At 58.0% G+C, this 22510-nt stretch carries 25 protein-coding genes; 10 read left to right on the plus strand and 15 right to left on the minus strand.

The genetic code is table 11. The annotated features are described in order from the left end of the window. Nucleotides 1-55: 55 nt before the first annotated feature. Both DY251_RS04445 and DY251_RS04450 read right to left on the minus strand, forming a co-directional pair. A complete protein-coding gene (locus DY251_RS04445) occupies nt 56-991 on the minus strand; it encodes a glycosyltransferase family 2 protein (RefSeq protein ID WP_158553218.1) in 936 nt (311 codons plus the stop codon). A gap of 85 nt (nt 992-1076) precedes the next feature. Then, entirely contained in the window at nt 1077-2090 is a 1014-nt protein-coding gene (locus DY251_RS04450) for a polyprenyl synthetase family protein (protein WP_116622649.1), read from the minus strand. A 114-nt stretch (nt 2091-2204) separates the two neighbouring features. On the opposite strand from DY251_RS04450, the gene DY251_RS04455 reads away from it, so the two are divergent. The 6 genes from DY251_RS04455 to moaB all read left to right on the plus strand — a co-directional run bounded on the left by DY251_RS04455 (nt 2205) and on the right by moaB (nt 5817). Next, on the plus strand, nt 2205-2429 hold the full coding sequence (locus DY251_RS04455) for a putative signal transducing protein (protein ID WP_116622650.1): 225 nt from the start codon (nt 2205-2207) through the stop codon (nt 2427-2429). After that, nucleotides 2410-3213, plus strand: coding sequence for a tRNA1(Val) (adenine(37)-N6)-methyltransferase (locus DY251_RS04460; protein ID WP_116622651.1), 804 nt, complete (start codon nt 2410-2412; stop codon nt 3211-3213). The genes DY251_RS04455 and DY251_RS04460 overlap by 20 nt, the downstream gene beginning before the upstream one ends. Nucleotides 3214-3312: 99 nt before the next feature. Beyond that, entirely contained in the window at nt 3313-4137 is an 825-nt protein-coding gene (locus DY251_RS04465) for a S49 family peptidase (protein WP_425373278.1), read from the plus strand. A 92-nt stretch (nt 4138-4229) separates the two neighbouring features. Beyond that, complete coding sequence (locus DY251_RS04470; protein WP_116622765.1) at nt 4230-4415, plus strand: NfeD family protein; 186 nt, start codon at nt 4230-4232, stop codon at nt 4413-4415. Between the two features lie 9 nt (nt 4416-4424). Then, nucleotides 4425-5270 carry a 4-(cytidine 5'-diphospho)-2-C-methyl-D-erythritol kinase gene (locus DY251_RS04475; protein ID WP_116622652.1) on the plus strand — a complete coding sequence of 282 codons (846 nt, stop codon included), beginning with the start codon at nt 4425-4427 and terminating at the stop codon, nt 5268-5270. A gap of 10 nt (nt 5271-5280) precedes the next feature. After that, the gene (moaB, locus tag DY251_RS04480; protein ID WP_116622653.1) at nt 5281-5817 is read left to right on the plus strand and encodes a molybdenum cofactor biosynthesis protein B; all 537 of its coding nucleotides are present in this window, start codon (nt 5281-5283) and stop codon (nt 5815-5817) included. Between the two features lie 5 nt (nt 5818-5822). Here the strand turns inward: moaB and DY251_RS04485 are convergent, their stop codons facing one another. Beyond that, nucleotides 5823-6329 (minus strand): glycosyltransferase, encoded by a 507-nt coding sequence (locus tag DY251_RS04485; protein WP_116622654.1) that lies wholly within the window; start codon nt 6327-6329, stop codon nt 5823-5825. Between the two features lie 155 nt (nt 6330-6484). Here DY251_RS04485 and DY251_RS04490 point away from each other — a divergent pair, with 155 nt between their 5' ends. Both DY251_RS04490 and DY251_RS04495 read left to right on the plus strand, forming a co-directional pair. After that, nucleotides 6485-7639, plus strand: coding sequence for a PA0069 family radical SAM protein (locus tag DY251_RS04490; protein ID WP_116622766.1), 1155 nt, complete (start codon nt 6485-6487; stop codon nt 7637-7639). 158 nt (nt 7640-7797) lie between these two features. Next, nucleotides 7798-8472 (plus strand): ribonuclease HII, encoded by a 675-nt coding sequence (locus DY251_RS04495; RefSeq protein ID WP_116622655.1) that lies wholly within the window; start codon nt 7798-7800, stop codon nt 8470-8472. A 340-nt stretch (nt 8473-8812) separates the two neighbouring features. Here the strand turns inward: DY251_RS04495 and DY251_RS04500 are convergent, their stop codons facing one another. Then, a complete protein-coding gene (locus DY251_RS04500) occupies nt 8813-10060 on the minus strand; it encodes an aminopeptidase (protein ID WP_116622767.1) in 1248 nt (415 codons plus the stop codon). Between the two features lie 80 nt (nt 10061-10140). Next, nucleotides 10141-11754 (minus strand): phytoene desaturase family protein, encoded by a 1614-nt coding sequence (locus DY251_RS04505; RefSeq protein ID WP_116622656.1) that lies wholly within the window; start codon nt 11752-11754, stop codon nt 10141-10143. Between the two features lie 159 nt (nt 11755-11913). On the opposite strand from DY251_RS04505, the gene DY251_RS04510 reads away from it, so the two are divergent. After that, entirely contained in the window at nt 11914-12258 is a 345-nt protein-coding gene (locus DY251_RS04510) for a Spx/MgsR family RNA polymerase-binding regulatory protein (protein WP_342633551.1), read from the plus strand. A gap of 82 nt (nt 12259-12340) precedes the next feature. Here the strand turns inward: DY251_RS04510 and DY251_RS04515 are convergent, their stop codons facing one another. The 8 genes from DY251_RS04515 to DY251_RS04550 form a co-directional block, all read right to left on the minus strand. Then, entirely contained in the window at nt 12341-12820 is a 480-nt protein-coding gene (locus DY251_RS04515; protein WP_116622657.1) for a F0F1 ATP synthase subunit B, read from the minus strand. A 9-nt stretch (nt 12821-12829) separates the two neighbouring features. Next, a complete protein-coding gene (locus tag DY251_RS04520) occupies nt 12830-13459 on the minus strand; it encodes a F0F1 ATP synthase subunit B (RefSeq protein ID WP_116622658.1) in 630 nt (209 codons plus the stop codon). 64 nt (nt 13460-13523) lie between these two features. Then, entirely contained in the window at nt 13524-13748 is a 225-nt protein-coding gene (locus DY251_RS04525; RefSeq protein ID WP_116622659.1) for a F0F1 ATP synthase subunit C, read from the minus strand. Nucleotides 13749-13817: 69 nt separating this feature from the next. Then, nucleotides 13818-14567, minus strand: coding sequence for a F0F1 ATP synthase subunit A (locus tag DY251_RS04530; RefSeq protein ID WP_116622660.1), 750 nt, complete (start codon nt 14565-14567; stop codon nt 13818-13820). A gap of 43 nt (nt 14568-14610) precedes the next feature. Beyond that, nucleotides 14611-15012 carry an AtpZ/AtpI family protein gene (locus DY251_RS04535; protein ID WP_116622661.1) on the minus strand — a complete coding sequence of 134 codons (402 nt, stop codon included), beginning with the start codon at nt 15010-15012 and terminating at the stop codon, nt 14611-14613. Between the two features lie 201 nt (nt 15013-15213). Next, nucleotides 15214-16368, minus strand: coding sequence for a cell wall hydrolase (locus tag DY251_RS04540; protein ID WP_425373279.1), 1155 nt, complete (start codon nt 16366-16368; stop codon nt 15214-15216). 136 nt (nt 16369-16504) lie between these two features. Next, nucleotides 16505-17926 (minus strand): ribosome biogenesis GTPase Der, encoded by a 1422-nt coding sequence (gene der / locus DY251_RS04545; protein WP_116622663.1) that lies wholly within the window; start codon nt 17924-17926, stop codon nt 16505-16507. A gap of 7 nt (nt 17927-17933) precedes the next feature. Further along, nucleotides 17934-18599, minus strand: coding sequence for a tetratricopeptide repeat protein (locus DY251_RS04550; RefSeq protein WP_116622664.1), 666 nt, complete (start codon nt 18597-18599; stop codon nt 17934-17936). Nucleotides 18600-18784: 185 nt separating this feature from the next. Between DY251_RS04550 and DY251_RS04555 the strand changes: the two genes are divergently transcribed. After that, nucleotides 18785-19783 (plus strand): polysaccharide deacetylase family protein, encoded by a 999-nt coding sequence (locus tag DY251_RS04555; protein WP_116622665.1) that lies wholly within the window; start codon nt 18785-18787, stop codon nt 19781-19783. Here the strand turns inward: DY251_RS04555 and sbmA are convergent. Together sbmA and DY251_RS04565 are read right to left on the minus strand one after the other, a co-directional pair. Next, nucleotides 19780-21042, minus strand: a complete 1263-nt coding sequence (gene sbmA, locus DY251_RS04560; protein ID WP_116622666.1) for a peptide antibiotic transporter SbmA — start codon at nt 21040-21042, stop codon at nt 19780-19782. The two genes, DY251_RS04555 and sbmA, sit on opposite strands and share 4 nt — an antisense overlap. Nucleotides 21043-21159: 117 nt before the next feature. Next, on the minus strand, nt 21160-22323 hold the full coding sequence (locus DY251_RS04565) for a YbfB/YjiJ family MFS transporter (protein WP_116622667.1): 1164 nt from the start codon (nt 22321-22323) through the stop codon (nt 21160-21162). Nucleotides 22324-22510 lie beyond the last annotated feature (187 nt).

Below are 22510 nucleotides of genomic sequence, written 5' to 3' on the forward strand. Positions count from 1 at the left end.
TGCGAAGCAACTTCAATCCGGCTCAATTTATCCGGCCAAAGCAAACGGATTTTACCTAGCTCGCCGCGACAATTGTTCCTGAACGCACTTGTTCCAGCACATCATCATATTCGGCTTTGCACTTTGTGACGTATCGACGGAGCATACCACGATCTTCCCCTGCAAACGACACTTCCTTGAACCGGAGAATCTTGTCCAGAATTTCGACGCCGCCAATCAGTTGATGTACGGAAATCGGCGGTGGGTCCAACCATTGCAACAAAGGTTCGACCAGCACCCGCTCGGCTGCCGACAGGTCTGGATAGAATATTTCCAGAACTCGACACCGAACTTGAGCAAACTCGCTCCGCATTATTTCGGCATTTCGAGATTGCTGCTCTGGATGAGATCTGTATTTCAAAAGCGGACGTTCAAGATTTGCAAACTTGCCGCCATGCAGCATGATTTTCACCCAGAAGCCCCAATCAAACGCGCCTTTCAGTTCCGGCTCGCAGGCGATGGCGTGTTCGTCCAAAAACGCCTTACGAATCAACGCTGTAGGGTTGTAAATGTTCGCCGTGCCCGGCAGCAGTTGCATTTTGATTTGAGAATCGACCGCGGGAGCCGCTGCAAAGCCGGTTTCGTCGCCAAATAGCTCCAATACGCCACCCACGACCGTGATGTCGGGGAAGTTTTTCATAAACGCATATTGCAGATCCAGCCGGTCCGGCAGTGCCACATCATCAGCATCGATATTGGCTATGAACTCGCCAGACGCGACCCCGTAACCGAACCTGGCCGCCGAGGCGGTTCCCGCGTTTCTTTCCGAGCGAAAATACCGAAGGCGCGGATCGCTTACCGACTGGACGATGGAGGGCGTTGCATCGAACGAGCCATCGTCGATCACCAACAGTTCAATGTCTGTAAATGTCTGATTTAAAACAGAATCAATGCATTCTCGAATATATTTCTCTGCATTATAGACAGGCAGCACAACCGAAATGCGCGGCAATTCCAGAACCCTTAATTTCAAAAAATAATGTCAATATGCATCTCTTCTGCTAAAGAATAGTACAAAATACTAAAAGAAATATAGATTAATTAATCCGACGAATACAGAAATCTATGACGTCGATAAGCGCCGACTTTTGCGGGGTATTTGGCAGCGGAGCCAATGCATCGCGCGCGATTTCACCAAAATGGCGCGCACGCGAAATCGTATCCGCAACGGCACCGTGCCGCGTCATGATGCTGATCGCGCGCTCAAGGGCCGCATCGTCATTCGCGCCCTGCTCGATAGCACTTTTCCAGAATTCGCGCTCGTCCAGCGTGCCGCGCCGATAGCTCAGAATGACAGGCAGCGTGATTTTGCCTTCGCGGAAATCGTCACCAACATTTTTGCCCATGTCAGCGCTCGACCCGCCATAATCCAGTGCATCGTCGATAAGCTGGAAGGCAAGGCCGAGATTGATCCCGTAGGATCTCAAGGCGGCGCGGTCTGCGCGCGTCGCGTTTGCGATTACTGGGCCGACCTCGGCCGCCGCAGAAAACAGCGCTGCGGTCTTGGCCTTTATGACGGCGAAATGTTCATCTTCGGTAGTTTCGAGGTTGTTGGCGGCAGCAAGCTGCATAACCTCGCCTTCAGCAATGATCGCAGCCGCAGAGGAGAGAATGTCGAGCGCTTCCAGCGAGCCGACTTCGACCATCATGCGGAAAGCTTGCCCAAGCAGGAAATCGCCAACCAGCACGCTGGCCTGATTGCCCCAGATCATGCGTGCGGTTTTCTTGCCGCGCCGAAGGTCGCTTTCGTCAACCACATCATCATGCAGCAGGGTTGCCGTGTGCATGAACTCAACGCTGGTCGCGAGTTTGACGTGGCCGTCGCCCTCATAGCCGAACATGGTTGCAGCTGCGAGCGTGATCATGGGGCGCAATCGCTTGCCACCCGACGAAATCAGATGGTTCGCGACTTCCGGGATCATTTCCACATCTGAGCCGGCTTTCGACAAAATAAGCTCGTTGACCCGGCCCATATCGGCCTTGGTCAAGTCGATCAACGGCTTGATCGTCGCTTCGCGCTTGCCGCTATCCAGATTGACGACAACACCCACTGTCTATTCTCCACGCTGCCTTGCGGCAATTTATGACCTGTGCACGCGCCATTACAGGCGGCGAATTGGCGCGGCACTGTTTACAGCCATGCCACGAGGTGCCAATTGTTTGCAATGATCGAACTCATCAGAACAAACGATGCCGTCGTTCTTTCCTTCGTTCAGTCACTTTTGAAGGACGCGGGAATAGAATGTTTGCTGGCAGACCAGAATATGAGCGTGCTGGACGGCTCAATCGGCGTACTGCCGCGCCGCATCATGGTGCCGGAAGGCGACGCTGACGAAGCGCGAAAGATTCTTTCCGACGCCGGAATCGGAAATGAAATCCGCGAAGGCTGATACAAATCATCTGGAATTGCACAATTTCTCTCGCGATGCGTTTCATCGCGGGCGGTTTTGGCTCGTGCAGCCCACGCAATCCGGCCATCGCGCCGGAATGGATGCCATGATGCTGGCGGCGGCGGTGCCTGCCCGCTTTAGCGGGAGACTGGCGGATTTCGGCGCTGGCGCAGGTGCAGCCGGGCTGGCGGTTGCCTCACGCGTTCGGGGCGCGCAAGTCGTATTGATCGAAAATGCGCCAGAAATGCTGGATTGCGCAGAGCGCACGCTTGCTGACGCTGGCAATGCAGAGGTTGCAGGGCGCGTTTCAATTCTCGATGCAGATGTTTCCTTGACCGGCGCCGCGCGCAATACCGCCGGTCTTGAGGACAATAGCTTCGACCATGTTGTGATGAACCCGCCATTCAACGCGGCGAACGATCGGGCGACGCCGGACACGCTCAAACGCGCGGCGCATGTTGGCCATGACGGCTTGCTGGAAAGCTGGATACGAAGCGCGGCGGCAGTGGTGCGCCCAAGAGGCGGGATAGTCATCATCGTTCGGCCCGAAGCGCTGCCAGACCTGCTTTCCGCGATGAGCGGGCGATTTGGCGGTGCGGAAATCATGCCGATCCATCCACGCGACGACAAAGCGGCCATCCGCATCATCGTGCGAGCGGTTCGCGGCTCGCGCGCGGCGTTGAAACTTAGCCCACCGCTGTTTCTGCACGAGCATGGATCGGACCGCTTTTGCGCGAAGGCCGATGCAATCAACAATGGTCTGGTGTCACTTTTCGGCGACTAATGGGATTGTGCAGGCGCGCCAAACGCCTACATCTGCGGGGAAAACACGGAGATACGAGTGGCCATCAAGCAAGCCCTTTCACGCCTTTTGCCTAAATCAATGCGGTCGAACGTCGTGACGATACCCGTGGTGCGGCTGCAAGGCATGATTGCTTCCGGCGGAAGCTCCCTGCGCCCGACGCTTTCGTTGGCATCGACGGCGGGGTTGATCGAAAAGGCGTTCGCGATGAAGGACGCGCCTGCCGTGGCGTTTTCGATCAATTCGCCGGGCGGCTCGCCCGTGCAGTCACGCCTCATCTACAAGCGCATTCGCGACCTCGCGCGCGAAAAGAACAAACACGTTTACGTGTTCGTGGAAGATGTAGCTGCATCCGGCGGCTATATGATCTCGCTGGCGGGCGATGAGATTGTCGCCGATCCGTCGTCGATTGTTGGCTCCATCGGCGTTGTTTCCGCCGGTTTCGGCTTCACCGAACTGATCAAGAAGATCGGTGTTGAGCGGCGCGTACACACGGCTGGCAACAACAAGGCCGTGCTCGATCCCTTCCGCCCTGAGCGCAAGGAAGATGTGGAACGGCTGAAAGAGCTGCAACTGGAAGTGCATGACACCTTTATCGACATGGTGAAGGAACGGCGCGGGGCCAAGCTGAAGGACGATGGCGAACTGTTCACCGGGCTGTTCTGGAGCGGCAAAAAGGGGCTGGAACTCGGCCTGATCGACTCGCTCGGCGATATGCGCTCGTTCCTCAAAGCGCGCTACGGCGAAAAGACCCAGCTGAAGCTCGTCACACAGCCGCGCGGCCTGCTCAGTCGCGGATTTGGCCTGTTCGGATCACGCAATGCTTCTGGATTGGCGGGCGAAGCGGTTCACGCCGCGCTGGATGCTGCCGAAGAACGTGCAATTTGGGGCAGGTTCGGACTTTGAAAGTTTTGTGAATGGCTTTACACTGACTTTGCCATAAAAAAGTCATGTGCGCCTTGAGGCTGAGCGGTTCAGCCGGGAAAGGAAACTTGGAGATGCCGCAGCTTCTCTTTTTTGCCATCGTTGGCATCGCGGCCTATTATGGATACCGGTCCTTCGTTCGTGAGGCAGAGCGCGTCACGGCAAAGATCAAGCGCGAACGCCAGCAAGCCGCCGACGGCACGCATGGCACGCTCGTGAAGGACCCGGCGACGGGCGAATATCGTCTGGCAAAGGATTGATCCCAATCCTTGCCTGAGACAGCCTCTCCGGTCGTCGAGGACGCACCGGCCAAGATCAACCTCGCCCTGCATGTGACCGGCAAACGCCCGGACGGCTATCATTTGCTCGAAAGCCTCGTGGTGTTTACGCGGCTCGGCGACCGGCTGACTGCGACGCCCGGACATGATTGTTTCGAGATTTCCGGGCCGTTTGGCCACGGGCTGAGGGCCGACGAGTCCAATCTGGTTATCAAGGCGCGGGATGCGTTTCCGGCCAGACCCTCGGTGAAGCTTATGCTGGAGAAAAACCTGCCGCTGGCTTCCGGCATTGGTGGCGGTTCAAGTGACGCGTCGGCGACATTGCGCGCGCTGGCACGACTGTCTGGCTTTGCGGGCGACTTGTTTGGCATTGGCGCGAAGCTGGGCGCTGATGTGCCCATGTGTCTCGCGGCAAAACCGCTGATCGCAAAGGGTGTGGGCGAAATGCTGGCACCCGTTTCCGGCATGCCCGAACTGGCGATGGTCCTGGTAAATCCCGGCGTTCATGTCGCAACGCCTGACGTGTTTCGCGGATTGGCAACCATTCAAAACGCTTCGCTGGCTCCGCTGCCGAACCGGCTGGATTTGCCGCGGCTGGTGGCATGGTTGCGCGAAAGCCGCAACGACCTGCAAGCGACTGCTGAAAGGCTTGCACCGGCTATTACCGAAACGATGGCTGCGCTGCAGCACACCGGCCCGGCTTTTGCGCGTATGTCCGGCTCGGGGGCGACCTGCTTCGGCATCTATGAGAGCGCATCGACGGCAGAAAATGCCGCGCGGACTATTCGATTGAGCCAACCCGGCTGGTTCGTTGCCGCGACACCGACAATGACTTAATGTTTCGGCCATGACCGAGCGCCAGTTCATTCCCGTCCGCATCGCGGTTCTAACCGTTTCCGATACGCGCAGCCTTGCGGATGACAAATCCGGGCAAACGCTGGCCGAGCGCATCGAGGCTGCGGGGCATATTCTCGCCGCGCGAGACATCGTGACCGACGACGTGGAAAAAATCCGCGCGAAGGTTCGGGAATGGTCGCGCGACGAAGGTGTGGACGTTGTCATCACGACAGGCGGCACCGGCTTTACGGGGCGCGACGTGACGCCCGAAGCGCTGGAGCCGATTTTCGAAAAGCGTATGGACGGCTTTTCAGCGGTTTTTCATCGCATTTCCTATGACAAGATCGGGACTTCGACCATCCAGTCGCGGGCAACCGGCGGCGTGCTGAACGCCACCTACGTGTTTGTGCTGCCGGGCTCGCCCGGAGCATGTCGCGATGCCTGGGATGGAATTCTCAAGGCGCAGTTCGATTACCGGCATATGCCCTGCAATTTCGTGGAGATCATGCCGAGGCTCGATGAACATCTACGTCGCAAGAGCGACTGACAGCGCTACTTTCTGGACGCGGGCACGATCTCGCCATCAAGGCGCTTGGTGGCCAGCCCACGCGCAATTGCTTCACCGTCCTGCCCGTTTCGTGAGAGCGATGACGCCTGACGCCTGGTTATAAGCAGACCTTCGACGAGCGCGCGATTTCCCGCGAAGATGCGTTTCTTGAACGGCGTGCGTGCCTTGCTGGCGCGCGAGAAGCGCCCTGCCATGGTGACGCGCGAAATATGACGCGCGACCGAATCCATCCAGCCGTCTACAAGCGTGGCGCCGGGCTCAAGAAAAAGCAGCCAATCGGATTTGGCACGACGCACACCCTCTGCCGCGCCGCCGCTCGGAAGCCAGACGCAGCCGGCTTCGTCCGCAATCTGGTGCGTGCGATCCGTGGACCCGAGATCGCAAACGATCACCTCGCGGACCATCCCCTCAACCGCAGCGCTGACCAGCGACGCCAGCGTGCGAGCCAAATCTTCCTCGTCATTTTTGGTTTCGATCACAACGGAAAGCATATTCGGCAAATAGCCGAAAGCGCACGCATTGGCCAGACATCCATGCGTTCAAATTGTTCTTGCTTTGTTCGCATCAAGATCATAGGAATAGTTTCATCTTTCACCTGAGTCGCACAAGCCCCGTGTTTGCAGGGCGGCAAGCGGAGACGACGGAAATGGAACAGATTTCACGCGCGGATGTTGCAGCCTTTAGCCAAGGAGGCTCATCCATGGCCAATGCCATTGTTGAAGAAAGTGGTCTGCGTATCAATCATGAGCGTCGGCGCGGGCGCGGTGCAGGTGTTAACCCCAGCGGGCGTTATGAGCCGACCAGCCGCGATGTGTTTGATGACGGGTGGAATTCCATCGACGAACTGCCGCCGTTCAAGACGGAAGTGCAGGTCGAGAGGCCGCGCCAGATCATCACGCGCAATGAGTCGCCGGATATTTCGTTCGACCGTTCGATCAATCCATATCGCGGCTGCGAGCACGGCTGCATCTACTGCTTCGCGCGCCCTACCCACGCCTATATGGGGCTTTCGCCGGGGCTGGATTTCGAGTCCAAGCTGTTTGCAAAGCCGGATGCCGCCAAGCTGCTCGACAAGGAATTGTCCAAGTCGGGCTACGAGCCGCGCACGATTGCAATCGGCACGAATACGGACCCGTATCAGCCGATTGAAAAGCACTATCGCATCATGCGCGAGGTGCTGGAGGTGCTGGAGGCGCGCAACCATCCCGTTGGGATCGTTACAAAATCAGCGCTGGTAGCGCGGGACGTTGACATTCTTTCGCGCATGGCCGAGCGCGGACTGGCGAAGGTGGCAATGTCGATTACCACGCTGGACCGCAAGCTGGCGCGCAGCATGGAGCCGCGCGCAGCGACGCCGCCAAAGCGTCTCGAAACGCTGAAGCAGTTGAGCGAGGCGGGCATTCCCGTGTCGGTGATGGTTGCTCCGATCATTCCCGGCCTGAACGACAGCGAGATCGAGCGCATACTTGATTCCGCGCAGGCGGCAGGGGCTCGTGAGGCCGGTTACGTTATCCTGCGGCTGCCGCTGGAGGTCGCGCCGATCTTTAAGGAGTGGCTGCTGCGGCACTATCCAGACCGCTACCGGCATGTGCTGTCTCTGGTGCGCTCCATGCGCGACGGCAAGGATTACGACGCCGAATGGGGCAAGCGCATGCGTGGTTCGGGTCCATATGCCTGGCAGATCGGTCGCCGCTTTGAGATTGCTTCGAAGAAGTTGGGCCTGAATCTGGAGCGTAAAAGGCTGCGCACAGACCTTTTCGTGCAAACCCAAAAGGGCGGCGAACAGCTCATTCTTATTTGAAGTGAGGCCCTGCTTATTTGAGATCAGGTTCGGGCAAAGCGTCGCCGAATTTGCCAAGATGCAGCGCGCTCCTCCCCCGAGCGGCTGTTTCCTTCCCGCGGTTCCCCTCAGCGGGAAGGTCTTGCGGAGAATCAGTACGGGTGCGAGTCTCGCCGATTATGGCTCGACCGCGTACCGATTCTCCGCCCTTGTTTGAGATTCTCGAAAAGCCCGATTTCGCTATTGAGGCGAAGGCGCGGGCAAACGGGGTTTGGCCGGTTTGCGGGCTGGACGAAGCAGGACGCGGACCGCTCGCGGGGCCGGTCGTCGCCGCTGCGGTTATTCTGGACCCAGACAATATTCCCGATGGGCTTGACGATTCGAAGCGCTTGAGCCGCGACGCGCGCGAGGTGCTGTTCGAGCAGATCGTGGCGACCGCGCCGGGCATCGCCTTTGCATCCGTCGCGGCTGAAGGCATTGACCGGATCAACATTTTGCGCGCGAGTTTGGAGGCCATGCGCCGCGCGCTTTGCGCGCTGCCGCTGCGGCCGCTGCTTGCGCTGGCTGACGGGCGGGATATTCCGCCTGGTCTGCCCTGCGAGGGTCGCGCTTTGATTAAGGGTGATCAGCGCTCACAGTCGATTGCCGCCGCCTCGATTATTGCCAAGGTCATGCGCGACAGAATGATGTCGTGCTGCGCGGATCGCAACGAGCGCTACGGCTTCCATGTTCATGCGGGTTATGCGACCGAGCGCCACCGCGCCGCAATCGAGATGCATGGCCCCGCGGCACGACTTCACCGCATGAGCTTTGCGCCGTTCCGGCTTGAGGCGGAAATCGTGACGCTGGGTTAGGGTGGAGGTTTAACAATACCCCTCATCCGCCTGCCGCCCCCTTCTCCCTCAAGGGGAGAAGGTAGATGGGGCGACGTCTCGCACTTTCTGTGACGCCTGCGATTTACGCCCACGTCGGAGCATTCTTTCTTCTACACGCCTGCGGGGAGAAGGTGACCCTAAGGGCCAGATGAGGGGCATAGCTGACCTTGCAGTGTTCGCGTTGTCCCTAACCTGCTTGCCGGCATTTGGCCCTAGATCATCGCTCGAAAAGCCCATTCCAGGGCTTTTCGTCCGCTTCGCGGACCATTCCTCACCCCTCAAGGGGGAATTACCCCTCATCCGCCTGCCGGCGGTATTCTTAAACCCATTCACCCTTGCGCATGACAGCCGTGCGATTGCCGCTGGCATCCAAACCATCGACGTCGATTTCGCCGGAGCCAATCATCCAATCGATATGGATGAAACTGCGATTGCCGCCGCGCGCGGTAATTTCTTCGACAGTCAGCTTCGCGCCGTCGATGAAGCAATCCGAATAGCATTGGCCGAGCGCGATGTGGCAGGCAGCATTTTCATCATAGAGCGTGTTGTAGAAAAGCAGCCCGCTCTTTGAGATCGGCGACGAATGCGGCACCAGAGCCACCTCGCCCAACCGCCGCGAGCCCTCATCCGTGTCGAGCACCTTGAGCAGCACCTGCTCGCCGCGCGTGGCGCGCGCTTCGATGATCTTGCCCGCCTTGAATCGCATCTCGATGCCGTCAATCAACGTGCCCTGATGTGATAGCGGCTTGGTTGAGCGAACATAGCCGTCCACGCGCATCGCGTGCGGGGTCGTGAATACTTCCTCGCTGGGCAGATTGGGATTGCACGTCGTGCCGTTCTTTGCGAGCGATGCCCCGCCCTTCCACTCGTGCCCGTCTGCGAGGCCGACCGTCAAGTCCGTTCCCGGTCCCGTGAAATGCAAGGCATGGAAGCGCTGGCCGTTAAGCTGTGCGGTCTTGCGGTGCAGATTTGCGTTGTGGGTTTTCCACGCCGCGACGGGATCAGCCTGATCGACGCGCGTGGCTGCAAAAATAGCATCCGCGAGCTTCTTGACCGCCGTGTCCTCGTCGTCGTTGGGGAAGATTTTTTTCGCCCAGGTTGGATTTGGATAGGAAAGAATCGTCCAGTTGATATCAAAGCCCGTGATCTTTTCGCGCACAGGCGTATAGGCAATCGAATTGGCCTTGTTGGCGCGACCAACCTTGTCCGGATCTTCATTCGCAAGCAGCATCGGGTCTTCGGCATAGATGGCCAGGCGCGCTGCGTTTTCGCTGAACGCCTTTGCGATGCCGTCATAAAGCCAGCCGGTCGCGCGGTCGAAACTGAAATCCGGCGCATAACGATAGCGGGCGAGCGTCAATTCCTCATCCGAGAAAAGCGTCGTCACGATGCCCGCCCCGGCCTTATACGCGTGCTCCGCAATGCGGCGCGCCAGCGGCGCGGCCACAATGGGCGCGGTCATGACGAGATCTTGCCCCTCCTGAAGACCGAGACCGACCGAGACGGCAACCTGCGCAAGACGGTCGAGCTTTTCGGGATCAACAAGGGCTTTGTTTGAAGCGGACATGGCGAACCTTTCATTCTTTGGCGCACACATAATGCGCTGAGCACCCGATTGTCACGCGCTGATGGCTGAGCCAGTCGCTTTCAGGCGGCGAAGATCGTGCGACGGTCGGCAATCATCGTGCGGGCGGCATTGTGACCCGGCGCGCCCGTTACGCCGCCACCGGGGTGCGTGCCAGAGCCGCAAAGATAAAGCGCTCTAATCGGGGAGCGATAATCCGCGTAACCGAGCATGGGGCGCGCGCTGAACAGCTGGTCGAGGCTGAGCGCACCGTGGAAAATATCACCGCCAACGAGGCCGAAGGTGCGCTCCAGATCGAGAGGGCTCATGATCTGGCGCCCGACGACGCTGGACTTGAAGCCGGGCGCATAGCGGTCCACGGTTGCGATCATCAAATCCGCGACTTCCTCGCGGTGGTCATCCCATGAGCGACCGCCAGAAAGCTCCGGTTGCACATGCTGACAGAACAGGCTGGCGACATGCGCATCCTTGGGCGCAAGACTATCATCCAGCGTCGATGGAATAAGCATTTCGACGATGGGCTCGCGGCTCCAGCCGTGCTGGCGCGCGTCCTGATAGGCACGGTCCATATAGGCAAGCGAAGGGGCGATCACGATGCCAGACGTATGATGATCCGCAAGCTCGCGGCCCGGCAGGCAGGAAAAGCTTGGCAACTCGGACAGCGCAACATTCATGCGGAACGTGCCTGAGCCGCATTTCCAGCGCCGCATGCGCTCCAGAAATTCAGCAGGCATGGCATCCGCCGGAACGAGCCGCTCGAACAGCAGGCGTGGGTTCAAATTGCTGACAACCGCGCCCGCACGAATGGCGCGTCCATCTTCGAGAACAACGCCCGCTGCACGGCCTTTTTCGATGATAATTTCCTGCGCAGGCGCATCCGTTTCGATTTCGACACCGCGCGCACGGCAGGCACTAGCCATCGCCTGCGTGATGGCACCCATGCCGCCGATAGCATGACCCCAAGCACCCTTCTTTCCGTTCACCTCGCCAAACACATGGTGCAACAACACATAGGCCGTGTTCGGCGTGTATGGGCTGGCAAAATTACCGACGATGGAATCAAATCCGAACAGCGCCTTGACGCCATCAGTCTCGAACCAGCCGTCGAGGTAATCAGCGGCGGATTTGGTGAACAGATCGAGCAGCGCGCGACGTCGCTCCGGCGCAAGTCCGCGCAGGCGATTGCCACTCGACAGCGCGCGCCAAGCCTCCGCGATGGTTTCGCGCCAGCCGCCGCTGACCATATTTGGCGGTTGCTGTAGCACCAGGTCGCGCAAAACATCGGCAATCGCGTCGATCTCGGCGTTATATGCGTCATAGCGCTCGGCATCGCGCGCGCTGTACCGGGCTATTTCGCCGTGCGTTAGGCCCTCGCCTGCCTTGAGATAGTTGCCATCAGGCAAGGGCAGGAAATTCCCAAGCCGCCGCTCGACGATTTTCAGGCCGTGGGCGGGCAGGTTCAGATCGCGGATGATTTTGGGATTGAGGAGGCTGACCGTGTAGGATGCGACTGAGTTGCGGAAGCCGGGGTGGAACTCCTCCGTTACGGCAGCACCGCCAACCACGCCGCGACGTTCTATGACTTTGACGCGCAGGCCGGCCGCGGCGAGGTAATAAGCGCAGACAAGACCATTGTGCCCTGCCCCCACCACCAACACGTCATATCTCTCCGCCATTTGGCTGTTCCTTGCCGAAGCACGCGGTTGCAATGTCTCTTTATGCGACCGCGTGACAGTGCCGCAAGGGGCACGAAATGCTTGGGATAGTTCCTCACAATGCGCAATGCCGTTTGCATTTGTGATAAAGCTTTTCGGAGGCAGAAGATTGGACGTTTGATGACTACGCTTTACGGTTTCAAATCCTGCGACACAGTGAAAAAGGCGCGCAAATGGCTGGATGATCGCGGCGTGCCTTATCGGTATTTCGACTACCGCGTCGAGAAGCTTGAACCGAAAACCCTCGATGACTGGTTCGCGAGGGCGGGCTGGGAGGCGGTTCTGAACAAGAACAGCACCACATTCAAGGAATTGCCCGAGAGCGAGAAAGCGCATCTGGATGCAGGCAAGGCACGCACAATGATTCTGGCGGAAACAAATCTCATCAAGCGCCCGGTGTTGGACACCGGCAGGATATTGCTTTTCGGCTTCAAGCAGGATGCTTACGAACAGGCGGTAAGCTGACACGCCATCAAACTGCTATTCGCGCAAAAGAAAAAGGCCGCCCGATTTTCGGACGGCCCTTAGATTTTTGATTGACCGGAAATTAGTTGAGCTTGGCCTTGAGATCGCTCAGCGATGCCTTGAAAAGATCGGCACCTGCCTTCGCGTCTACCTTAAGCTCGATAAGCTTGCGGGCAGCTTCGGTGGCGATGTCAACGGCGGTCGACCGGACTTCATTGACTGCTTCGCGCTCGGCCTGAGCAATTTTCTGCTCGGCCATTGCGCTGCGGCGGGTGACGAATTCCTCGGTCTTCTGGCGCGCTTCGGTAACGAGCTGGCTCGCTTCATTCTTCGCAGCCTCAATGATGCTCGCGGCTTCGCTTTCGGCTTCCTTGCGCTTGCGCTGATATTCAGCCAGCAATTGCTGGGCTTCTTCGCGCAGCCGGCGCGCATCTTCAAGATCGCCTGCAATCTTGGCCGCGCGCTTATCCAGCGCAGAGCCAAGCGCACCGGGCACTTTGAAATAGATCGATATTGCGATGAAAATGACGAGGGCGACAAATGCCCAGAATGTGGCGTCCATCGGTCCCTCCTAGTTCCGCACTGCTTTGACGGCAGCGGCGACGGTCGGTTTATCAACCTTGGTGCCAGTCAGCTGCTGAACAATCGCTGTAGCTGTTTCTTCGGCAATGTTGCTAACTTCGGCCATTGCCTTCGACTTAATGCCACCGATGCGCTTTTCTGCCTCGGCCATCTTGCCATCAAGTTCGGCCTCGACCTTCTTGCGCTCGACTTCGGCATCGGCCTTGGCTGAATCACGAGCGGTCTGGCCGATCGTGTTGGCGTTTGCCCGCGCTTCCGCAAGTTCCTGTTCGTAGGCGGCGACCGCTGCGTCGGCATCTTCCTTCATGCGCGCCGCCTGATCGAGATCCTGTGCGATGCGGTCATGCCGCACCTCAAGGATCCCGCCAATACGCGGAACGATGACCTTCTTCAGGAAGAGGTAGAAAAGGCCGAAAGTGATCGCCAGCCAAAGGAGCTGTGACGGGTAGTTGCTGGGATCGAAGGGCGGGAAAGCACCGCCGCCATGCTCAATGCCCGTTTCGGTATGCGTCTCGCCCGCTTGAGCGTCAGCCGGTGCGGCATGGGTTTCCCCTGCCGGTGCGTGCGATTCCCCTTCGGCCGGTTGGGCCTCCTGGGCGTAAGCCGATGTCACGAACATCTCGATCCCCTAATCCCTTGCAGACCGGCCGCCAAAATTGCGGCCGGGCGAACTATGCCTGCTCTTATGCGAAGAGGAGGAGCAGCGCGACGAGCAGGGAGAAAATGCCCAGAGCTTCGGTAACGGCGAAGCCGAAAATCAGGCGGCCGAACTGACCGTCAGCAGCCGACGGGTTGCGCAGAGCGCCCGCCAGGTAGTTACCGAAAATGGTGCCGAGGCCGATGCCAGCGCCACCCATGCCGAGGCATGCGATGCCAGCGCCGATTGCCTTTGCTGCTTCTACTTCCATTGTCCAACTCCTTTTGGATTCAAATTCGAAATGCGTTTTTGGGATGCAATTCCAGGAACTGCGTCTTGGTTAGTGACCCGGATGAATTGCGTCGTTTAGATACATGCAGGTCAACACTGCAAACACATAGGCCTGCAGGAATGCGACGAGGAATTCCAATGCGGTGATGGCCACAGCCATGCCGAGCGGCAGGATGGAACCGGCAACACCAGCAGCGCCAAGCGCCGTGAGCGAGGTAACAAAGCCTGCAAAGACCTTAAGCGTGATGTGGCCGGCCAGCATGTTCGCAAAGAGACGAACGGAGAGGCTGATGGGACGCGACAGGAAGGAAATAACCTCGATCAGCACCACCAGCGGCACCAGAATTCCCGGTACACCTTGCGGAACAAAAAGCTTCAGGAAGCCAAACCCGTGCTTCATGAACCCGTAGATGATGACCGTGCCAATAACCAGAATCGCCAATGCGAAGGTGACAATGATGTGGCTGGTGACGGTGAAGAAATAAGGGAACAGTCCGATGAGGTTTGCGACCAGAACAAACATGAACAGGGAAAAGACAAACGGGAAAAATCGCATGCCCTGCGTACCCGCAGCATCTCGCAACATATTTGCGACGAATTCATACGACATTTCTGCAACCGACTGCAGACGGCCCGGGACGATGCCGCGGCTCGACGTTGTCAGGAAAAGAAAAGCGCCAGCGACAACCGCTGTTGCCACCATGAAGGCGGAAGAATTGGTGAAAGAGAAATCATAGCCGCCGATTTCGATCGGAATCCACTTAGAAATCTGGAACTGATGGATCGGATCGTTCGCCACGCTGTGACCCCTCGTTAAACACGCGCCGAAGCGCAGTCATTGCTTATTCCGGTTTCCCGGTTTCGTCTGGCTGCCTTATGCCAGCATTGGCAACAAGTCCAGCCGAACGCATAACATTCAACACACCAGCACCAAACCCAAGCAGCAGGAAGACAATCAGTCCCCAGGGCGAGGTTCCCGCCCAACTGTCTATCAACCAACCAAGTCCCGCTCCGACGACCACCCCCGCGATAAACTCGCTGGACAGTTTCAGCGCGTTGCCGAACCCGGAAACACTGCTCGACTTCGCTGCCTGCTCGCTGGCCTGCTCCTCGGTGCGTCTCGATGCAAGTGAGGCATCAAGTTCGCGCCGCCGGCGCTCCAGCTCTTGGTCGCGCGGGTCCGGTTGCTCTGGCATTTGCGGAGCGGATTTTCCGGTATTTCCCGGCTTGCTCCCTCGTACCATAGCGACCTCCCTGCCCGGCAAATCCGCAATCGGATTGCCGCTCCAAAGTCGCGCGCAACATAGTTAGGGGCGCTCCACACGTCAAGCGGCGTAAGGGCTTCTGCACAAAGCTCATTTAATTAATATATTCAATTGCTTACGTTGATGCGACATCGTGCCCTGCACGTCCCGCGCAAGAATCATGCGCCGACCGGTACACAATCAGCTCCAGCCGCCATTTTTCGTCCGGTAGAAAATGTGGAGTCCGATCTTCGTCATCTTCTTCATATAGCGCGCCCAGCCGGGGCTGACATATTGCGCATAATAGTGCGTCGACGAGCCGACTTCGGGAATGAATATCTTGCCCGCCGTGACTGCCAGAGCGACGTCCTGCGCCTTTCGATAGACACCGGGGCTGGTCACGACGTCCTTGCGACCATCGCACGCAAAGGAAAATTGGCAGGCATTTCGCCAATTGCGATTCTGGTATACGACGCCGCAAATCGTTTTCGGATAGGCCGGATTGCGCACGCGGTTCAGCACGACCTGCGCGACGGCTGCCTGCCCCCGCAGCGATTCGCCCCGCGCCTCGAAATAAACCGCGTTGGCGAGACACGCCTGCTCGTCGCCCGAAAATACGGAAGCCGGAAGCGGTTGCTGAAGCCACGCGTGATCGCCCTGGCCCATAGGGGGAATGAAGCGACCACCATCGGGATCTTCGTTGAGCAAGCTCTCAAACGGCGAGGATTGAGCATAGTCAGGCGCTGCGGATGCGTATGCCGTCGCGAGAATGTCGGACTGGTGATTATTGACCAGTTCGGCGAGGTAGCGCGGAATGCCGGGGTCATTCTGCTCGACCTCACGGGTATGGAAAGCAGAGGCAATCTCGACCTCCTTGCCCTTGATGGCGGGCTTGGCGAAGGTTAGCTTTTCTTTGGTGTCAAGGCTGGGGCGCAGCATGGAGGTGCGCTCAAAAACCGTGCCCGCATTGAATGCCTTGGGCGGCGCAACGCGCTCAATTCCCACAATGCGGCCCTTTTTCTCCGTGCTATTCACGCGCACTTCGTCTGGCGTTTTCTCGGTGCCTTTGGTGTGGCCGCGAAAAGCGACCTTACCCAAACCCGGCGCTTTTACGCCACCACCCGAAAGCAGGCCCGAATCGCCAAATGGCATTTCGGCCTGATGCACGGAGCCCGCCGCCGCCTTCTGAACATAACCGCCCCAGCTATCCGTTCCAGAATCATCACCCGCGATGAGGCCTGCAATGTCCTGCCGTCCGCCAACAGTCGGAAAAGCAAGCAGAACGGCGACCGCGACGAGTGCTGGCGTTTTGAGAGGAATGCGGCGCTTTAAAGCGCACGCGCCAAGCCGCAACAAAGAATCGACACGCAGACGCAACCGACAAACCCTCACCGCACGCTACAGTTGTACGGTTCGGAAAAATGAAGCATTAACCTTGATGGTCGGTTAACGTGACCGCCTTAGCGCTTGTTCTTGTTAACCGGAAAACGCTCTAGCGCTTCTTCTTTGCCTTATCCGCGAACGGATTATCCGACGTGCGAAGCGCCATGCGAATCGGCACGCCCGGCATGTCAAAGCTTTCGCGCAGGCTGTTCACCAAATAGCGGACGTATGATTGCGGCAACGCATCGGGCCGCGACGTCGAGAGCACAAAGCCCGGCGGGCGCGTTTTGGCCTGCGTGATGTATTTGATCTTGAGACGCCGCCCGGCGACCGCCGGAGGCGGATGGTGCGCGAGTACGCCTTCGAGCCACCGATTGAGTCGACCGGTCGAAACACGGCGGTTCCAGACCTGATGCACCTTCAGGACCGCGTCCATCAGGCGATCAAGCCCGCGCCCAGTTTCCGCGCTGAGCGGAATCGCCAGCAGGCCGCGCACTTGCGGCAGGAGCCGCGCGGTTTTCTCATAGAGCTCCGCAAGCGTTTCCTGACGGTTTTCGATCAGGTCCCATTTGGAAAAGGCGATTACCGGAGCGCGACCCTCGCGGATGATGAGATCTGCGATTTGCAAATCCTGCTTCTCGAAGGGAATTGTTGCGTCGAGTACAATTATGACGACTTCAGCAAAGCGGATGGCGCGAAGGCCGTCCGAAACGGAAAGCTTTTCCAGCTTTTCCTGAACTCTGGCCTTGCGGCGCATGCCAGCCGTGTCGAACAGCTTGATGCGGCGGCCTTTCCAATTCCAATCCACGGAAATCGAATCACGAGTGATGCCCGCTTCCGGCCCGGTGAGAAGGCGCTCTTCGCCAATCAAGGCGTTGATGAGCGTGGATTTGCCAGCGTTCGGGCGACCAACCACAGCGATCCGCAGCGGCTTGGTGTCGTCATATGCCGGTTCTTCATCCGCATCGGTGATGTCTTCACCGATCAGCGGTTCGGCTTCTGCTGCTTCGTCTTCGTCATCTTCGAAGGCGCGTTCCTCGCCGACAGCAGCGATGATCGCGTCGCGCAGATCCGGCATGCCCTGCCCGTGTTCCGCCGAAATCGGAACAGGCTCGCCGAGGCCAAGCTCAAACGATTCCAGATAGCCTGCGTCCGAGCCGCGAGCCTCGGATTTGTTTGCGACGAGAATGACGGGCTTGCCAGCACGGCGGACGATTTCGGCAAAGGTGCGGTCATCCGGCAGAATGCCCGATTTGGCATCGACGACGAAAAAGATCAGATCGGCCTCGCGAATCGCGATTTCCGTCTGCTGACGCATACGGCCTTGCAGCGTGGCCGCAGCAGCGTCTTCGAAGCCAGCGGTATCCACCACATCGAAATTAAGGTCATAGAGGCGGGCGGCATGAATGCGCCGGTCGCGCGTTACGCCCGGCGTATCGTCAACAAGAGCCAACTTGCGGCCAACGAGCCGGTTGAAAAGCGTTGATTTGCCGACATTGGGTCGGCCTATGATGGCAATGGTGAGAGCCATCGCACGCTTACGACTTCACGCCCGAGCCGCGCAGAAGCTCGATCATGAGCGTTGCGCGCTGCTGGGCGTCTTGCGGCGCTGCATCATCATCCGCGATTTGCTTGAAGAGCTTCATGGCGTCATCACCCTTGCCCTCTTTCCAAGCGGAAAGCCCGAGCGCTTCGCGCGCAGCAACGCGCATTGGATTGGTGTCGGCGGCGAGCTGCTCAACGCGATCAGCGACGTCTTTATAAGAACCGGAATCGACGAGAATATAGCCAGCGCGCAGGCGCGCGATATCGCGCAGCGACATATCGGCAGAACTGTCTGCGGCGATCGCATCGAACGCGGCTACAGCGCCGGCGGCATCGCCCTTGTCGGACAGAACCGTCGCACCACGCAGGCGCGCCAGAACGGGATAAGCGCCGTGGGCATTGTCTTCGACCTGCTTGAAGGCGGCGAGCGCTTCGTCGGTCTTGCCATCGCGCGCCAATTGCAGCGCCTGGGCAAACGCATCACCAGCGGTGCCGGAGCGCATCTCGTCCCAATATTTATACCCGCCGAAGGCAGCCGTTCCTAGAACGATGGCCACGGCAAGCGCGATAATCAAAGCGCCATAGCGGTCCCACAGAGCCTTCGCCTTATCCTGGCGAATCTCTTCCTGAACCTCTCGAAAGAAACTGTCGTCCGTCATGAAACAGATCCGAGCGCCCCACATGCAGGGCCGTTGCGCGCCTTTTAGCGATTATTCGCGGCGTGGGAAGGGGGAAAGGCACGGTTCTTGACCGGCATTTGCAAAAATCAATTCGCAATCGCCATATTCGCGCCGGAGTTCGGCAACACTCAACCGCCTGTTCACAATCCCTCGTGCATTGAGTGATGATGTTGCGTTTGCGTATCTTTGTGTTGCTGGCTGCGGGCCTGAGCGTTTCTCCGGTGCGGGCCGATCCGCCGATGGCGGCGCGAAAGCCGATGCAGACTGTGATCATTTCGTTCGACGGTGCGCACGATCTCAATCAATGGCGACGCAGCCGCGCACTGGCCGCGCAGACCGGCGCACATTTCACCTATTTTCTGTCCTGCGTTTTTCTGCTTTCGCCCGAAACGAAGGGGACATATCAGCCGCCGCATATGAAAGCCGGGCGCTCGAATGTCGGTTTTGCGCAATCACGCGCCGAAGTCGAGCAGCGACTATACCAGATCAGGCTCGCCGTTTCGGAAGGCCATGATCTAGCCAGCCATGCCTGCGGCCATTTTGACGGTGGCCACTGGACTGCCGCAGACTGGAAACAGGAATTCGCATCGTTCGCCGACATTTTGCGCAACGCCTATTCCATCAATCAGATCGCACCCGAGCCGGATGATTGGAAAAACGTTGCGGCACGCGTGGATGGTGCACGCGCGCCATACCTTTCAACCGGACCTTCGCTCTACAGGGCAATTGCGGATGCCGGGCTGAGCTATGATGCGAGCGGCATTTCGCGCGGACCAGAAAAGCCCAATCTCGATGGCGCGATTGCGCGTTTTTCCCTGCCGCTGATACCAGAGGGGCCGAAGGGCGCGCGTGTGCTTGGAATGGACTATAATCTTTATGTCCGGCATTCTGCGGGCAAGGATAATCTCGCCCGCTCCAAGGAATTCGAAGACCGGAGCTATGCCGCGTTTCGGGCGGCATTCGACAAGCAATATGATGGCGAGCGTGTGCCGCTACAGCTTGGCTTTCACTTTGTTTTGATGAATGGCGGCGCGTATTGGCGCGCGCTTGAGCGCTTTGCATCCGAGGTTTGCACGAAACCCGATGTCGCCTGCATCAGCTATCGTGACTATCTGGCGCGCGCAGGATTCGGCCTTAAACGCGCGCCAGACCGCCAAGGTTAGGCTGGCGCATCACTCGAGGCGCCGCGTGCCAGATAGCGCCGATCGATCTCAGGCAGTTCCTGCCCATCAAGCGTTGCTTCGAATGCGCGTAGACGCTTGTAAATTGAAAGCAGTTCCACAATCGTTGGCCACGCGTTGACAAGGTACTGAAATGAACTCGATACCTGATTAAAGGCTGTCGAAATCTGTTGCCAGATACCGAGCGTAATCTTCCCTGCCGCGATGGTAGGAATAAGGATCAAACTCGAAAAAATGGCGTCTGCTTGCCCGAAGCCTGAGCGGAACACATTGAAATAAGCGTAGTGAAAATAAAGCCGGAAGTAGTTCTCTCGAACATTTTCGAACAATTCACGCGTGGTTGGCGGCTGCGCTCGGTTCGGGTCATCTTCGCCGTAGACCAGTTCTTTTCGATATGCCGCTTCGACGCGCTGGTTCCTGAATTCCAGTCCGGGTAGCTTTATACCAACTATAGCCAAAAGTCCTGTTCCGAACACTGCCCACACAAGCGAAGCGACAACAAGTGAGTAAGGAATCGCACCGACGAACGGCAATTCCGTGATGTGCCCAGACAATTTGGCCAAGACCGGTAGAAAGGCGATCAGCGTTAGAATAGCGTCGGCAAACGCAACACCAAGCCCTTCCATTGTGCTGGAAAAGCGCATTGTGTCTTCCTGAACGCGCTGCGAAGCACCCTCAATTTGACGTAAACGCGGCCACTGCGTCATGTAAAAATCATTCATCGCTGTTCGCCAACGGAAGATGTAGTGGCTAACAAAAAAGCGAGTGACTACAAAGTTCGTAACGAACATCGTTCCAATCCACACGTAGTACCAGAACATACTGTACAACTCTGCAGCTGTTACAGAATGCGGTGGTGTAAGTGCCTTTTGGAAAAGATCGAAGAACGGACCACGCCAATTGTTTACCGCTACGTATATTTCAACTGAAATATAAGTTGAAAACAAAATGAGCGCCGAACCGAGTATTGACCAATTTTGCCAGCGATGCGGTGCGTAAAGCAGCCAGAAAAAATAGAATGCCAGGACAAATGCCCAAAAATATATGTAAAACCACAAGAAGGGCGGCGAAATAAAAACGGCAACTCCAAGTATCGGCGGCTGATCGGCTGGCGCAGGCGGCAAACCAAAAACAGCTCCAAGATCTCTTCCTCCAAAGAACCAGAGCAATATGCCGAAAAGCGCCCATGCGACGGCGGAAATGAAAAACAATTTCGGTTTCGGAAAGAAGGATACGAACAAGACCGCGCTTCCTTGACTTGCTCCCCGCGACGCGGGGCGTGAAAAATCGCCGGCATAAAGTCACAGAATTTGCGGCAAAGGAATGGTTGGGGCTGGCTTTACCGCATTACATTATTGTCACGAAGTTGCGTGACGGTCGGGCCAGACGAATGCCGCGCTGACCAGAAGCACGAAAGCAGCCATTAGGGATGGCGCCAGATAACTGCCTGTCGAATACGCGAGTCGGCCAGCCACGATCGGCCCAATTATCTGCCCGACACCGAATGCCGCCGTCATCAATGCCAGGGCGCGGCGAGGCGAGCGAGGCGCAAGCAAGCGTCCAGCTTGCAACCCATAGGCCGTGACTGCAACGAAGGTTCCGCCCAGCAACAGACCGGAGAGAATCGGCCCAACCCGGCCACCGAGCGAAACGCTAGCCGCGACCCCGACCGCTTCGACCAGGCAACCAATAATATAGGCGCTGATTACGCCTCTCGTTCTGGCGAGCCTTCCCCATAAATGGATGGATGGAATAATTGCGAGGCCGGTTACCAACCACACGACCGCCTCAAAGATTCTGCCGCCATCGCCCTGACGCACGATCGCAACGAGGAAAGTGGCAGTGACGATATAGCCGAAGCCGAACAGGCCATAGGCAATGATCAGGCGAACCAGAGCCGGATCGCGCGGCAACGGCGGTTCCGCGCTGCTGTCACCCGCCTGCTGCACGGGCCCGGACTTGATCGTCAACCCCACGAAGCAGAACCCGGCAACAGAAAGAAGTGCCGCGCCAAACCAAGCATCCTGCCACGGAGCCTGTATCGACAAGAGCCACGCCATCATGAGTGACGACGCGGCAATGCCCACACCGACGCCCGCGAAATGGATGGATTGAAGGTGCGTCTGCCCTGCTGCCGCGAGATGCGAAAAGACAATAGAGGCAAGGAAAACCATAACGAAAGCGCTTGCGACACCCGCGAGAAAGCGCACGATGAGAAAAATGGCCAGGCTGTTGGTCAACCCCATGGCGGCAGCAAGCACAGCACTCGACGCAAGCGCGGCCAGCATGAGTTGCCTTTCACGCTGACCGCCCCAAGCACCCGCAGCAGCGAACGCGCCAACCAGGTATCCGAGATAATTTGCGGAGGCGATCCAGCCAGCATCGGTTGGCGAAAGACCAAGCCCTTCCATCATCAGGGGCAAAATCGGCGTGAAAACAAATCGCCCGATGCCCATCGCCACAGCCATTCCAATCATTCCGGAAAAAGCCAGACGCAAAGTTGAGCTTGAAACAGCGATCATAGGTTGCGGGTAGACTGCGAAATTCGATGGCGCAAGGCTGCGAAAAGCCCTTTCAATGGTCCAGAAACACTATTGGCACAATCAACAGTGGGTTTGAGATAGAAAGTGACGCGAGGGAGGCAAAAAAGTAAACATTTTGCTAGCGCACATTAACATACGGTGTTATATGCCTCCCATCCCGCTTGCC

The organism is Mesorhizobium denitrificans, assembly GCF_003403035.1.
GTDB lineage: Bacteria > Pseudomonadota > Alphaproteobacteria > Rhizobiales > Rhizobiaceae > Mesorhizobium_G > Mesorhizobium_G denitrificans.